General features: G+C 34.9%; 3 protein-coding genes. 1 reads left to right on the top strand and 2 read right to left on the bottom strand.

What is annotated here, in order from left to right; genetic code table 11:
* Positions 1–25: 25 nt before the first annotated feature.
* Positions 26–1,024 carry a hypothetical protein gene (locus tag RG963_RS16290; protein WP_310577331.1) on the top strand — a complete coding sequence of 333 codons (999 nt, stop codon included), beginning with the start codon at positions 26–28 and terminating at the stop codon, positions 1,022–1,024.
* 168 nt (positions 1,025–1,192) lie between these two features.
* On the opposite strand, the gene RG963_RS16295 is transcribed toward RG963_RS16290, so the two are convergent.
* Entirely contained in the window at positions 1,193–1,897 is a 705-nt protein-coding gene (locus tag RG963_RS16295) for a class I SAM-dependent methyltransferase (RefSeq protein ID WP_310577333.1), read from the bottom strand.
* Positions 1,898–2,737: 840 nt separating this feature from the next.
* Positions 2,738–2,921, bottom strand: a 184-nt coding sequence (locus RG963_RS16300; RefSeq protein WP_310577332.1) for a hypothetical protein, incomplete at its 5' end; no start/stop codon positions are given.

The raw sequence follows: 2,921 nt of genomic DNA on the forward strand, positions 1-2,921 counted from the left end.
AAGTAACTGATAAGGTCTGATTAAAATGCTCAAAAGAAGGGAGATTGGCAAATGGCTGATACTTATATTTTTTATTTGTTTTTTATCATCTGGTTCTGCAAGTGCAGATGATAGCAAATTTAATAATTCCGAATATAATGAAATCTCTAATTCTTCTATAAAGGAATTTGCAAATGATTCCTCGTTCATAGCATACAGAGGGACCTTACCAGAAACAATTGATCAGGAGTGGGAAAATTCAATTGCAGATTGCTGGCTAAATCTTACACGAATTGGGCCATCATATTCCGAATTTGACAGTTCTATAACAAGTGTTGCTGCCAGTAATGTAATAATAATTGAATTAGGCTCCGCCTATAAAGAAGAAGTAGATGACTCAAAAATTGACGAGATCTATCAGAAAATTGATAATTACTGCGAACAGCAAGAAGGTATAAGTGAGATCCCGGTGGTCTTTATGTGGGCACAGGATGAGGGGGATCTCCCGTTACCTGACTATGGCCCTCAGATTTTTAAACAAGTTAAAAATGAGTCTGGGTTCATAGCTACTCGAGGAACAATGCCTGAAATTCACCAGGAGGAAGAAAAAAGGGAATGGATAGATTTACTTACCAATTGTAGTCGGTCACGTTCTCGCCCTGCAGGAATTAACCCGTATTTAACTGCATTCGGTGGTCCTGTTAATAGTTTTGGAGCCGACATTCATGGATATTTAATAGTAGGTTTCGAGCCATCCACTCCAGAAAAGGTAAATGAATCAGTAATTGATAAAATATATCAAGTAATAGATGAACACTTTGAACAGAAAGGCATAAGTAATGTACCAGTCGTTTTTATTTTTGTACAGATAACAGATGATTTAGCACCAGCTGATGGATCTGATGCGAATGAAAATAATGATAACAATTTGTCAGATAATAAAGAAGAGATTGCTGGTAATGAGAAAATTAATCAAATGCCTGGCTTTACTTCAATAATGGTTATTCTGGGGCTTTTATTGTTTCTGATTGTCAAGCGTTCATAATTTTTCTTTAAAGTTTTTATTGTTGGTGATCCTTAAATGTTCATAACATTCTTTTTTTAAAGCTTTTATCCATATGGAAAGTGCCTTAGCCATTGCAATTCGATAGATGCCTCAAGGGATTTTTCTGGACTCTACAACCTTCGATTCAATGTCCATCAGGACAACCGTTTAAGTCCGAAATATTATTGCGTGATATTTGTATTCATAATACATTGATTGCACGCAAATCATTTCAAAACCATTTTTATTTGCAATTTTTTTAATTTTATTGGGATTATGGGAATACCCGAGAATATCTATTGGATGATTTTTCAAGCTTGCTGATATTATATTTTTAGCCCCACAAACTGCTTTGTATAAAAATTTCCGGCAACTTTTGTCTTGTGAAAACATCCCTATTTTCCACAATGGATACAAGCGAGGGTCCAGCATGTCAAATAATACTATTTTTCCCCCTTTATTAAGATAATTTGATGCGTTAAAGATAAATTCCTCAATTTCTTGATACGTCAAGTACTGAAATACTCCAGCTGCAGTTATTCGATCGAAGGAAGAGTCCAGCTTGTCCCAGACAGTTTTGTCGTCAGCCAGGATTAAAGTTATATTTTCACAATTTCTTTCCCTTATTCTTTTGCTTGATTCCTCAAGCATAGATGGGGAAAAGTCAACTCCAATCGTTTTTTCATATTCTGGCGCGTAGTAAACCAGAAGTTCTCCGGCGCCACACCCAAAGTCAAGAAGTGTTTCGCCGCCATCCAGATGGAATAGTTTTTCCCTTGCCTCCATAGCAAGAAATTCTTCGGCTGAAGATCTGTGTCCACCCCTTCTCTTATCTGCAAAAAACTCGGCCCAGACATTTTTTGATTTCGATATATTTTTTTCATGTCCTCCAGATACGTTTTTTTCATACACCCCAGACACGTATGTTTCATTCTCCCCCGACATTTTTTCTTGATACCCCCATCTTGCTTTTTTCTTTCCCTCTCCTTATAGTATCCCAAAAATGATCTATAAATTTAATGACTTATTTTTAAAGACTAATAGGGCTTATTTCTTGGCTTAAATATATTCTTATTGCTTTTCCAATAAAAAAGCAGTATGTTAATAAGTTATTCAGCATTTAAACGATTAAAATCCTTTAATTTATCTTTTTAATTCTTTTTATTCCTTATTTCTTATATTCAATTCAAATTGATAAAATTTAATCAAAGAGCTGATCCAAAAATCAAAATTGCATCTCTGAGTCCCATATTCCAAATAATTAACCGAGTTTTTTATCATAAAAAATAGTTCTGAAACTCTTATTAATTGTGAATAAATTCATTTTTTGATGAGCTCAAATGAAGTACTATGCTATTATTATAACCGGATCTTATGGGAAAATTCTCTGGATATTCAATAAAGTGAAGCTAACTATATCCTAAAAATAGTTCTTATTTTATCCGATTCTTCTTTTTTCAAAAAATTGTATAGCTTAAATGGCTACCTGAATAGTTTCTCTGGCTCAGGCGTTACTGTGAATTCGTGATGGGTTAGCTGCCCCCATCAGTCAGGGTATATGTCTTGCCTCCAAGCCAGCTATTTGTGCTGGAATTTGAGTCCTAGTAGACAGTATTTCCATTGTCTTTGATATTAGCCAGTGTGGGATCTTCATCTGTCAGATCTTTCAGATAAAAAGTTCCTGTCACATTCAACGTACTTGTTGATTCAACATCAGAGATACGGAGCTTGATGTATTTTTTCCGTGTTGATAACTCCGGTAAAAGTAGTGCTGTTTCGCAGTATAACTGTGATTAAGCTGGTATTATCACAGGTAATATTGCCGGTAAGAGATTCATCCTTTGCCTTATTATTACAGTAATCATGCTGTTGAACTGAGTAATCAATAACATTAAAC

It is taken from the genome of Methanosarcina baikalica (assembly GCF_031461075.1).
GTDB classification, from domain to species: domain Archaea; phylum Halobacteriota; class Methanosarcinia; order Methanosarcinales; family Methanosarcinaceae; genus Methanosarcina; species Methanosarcina baikalica.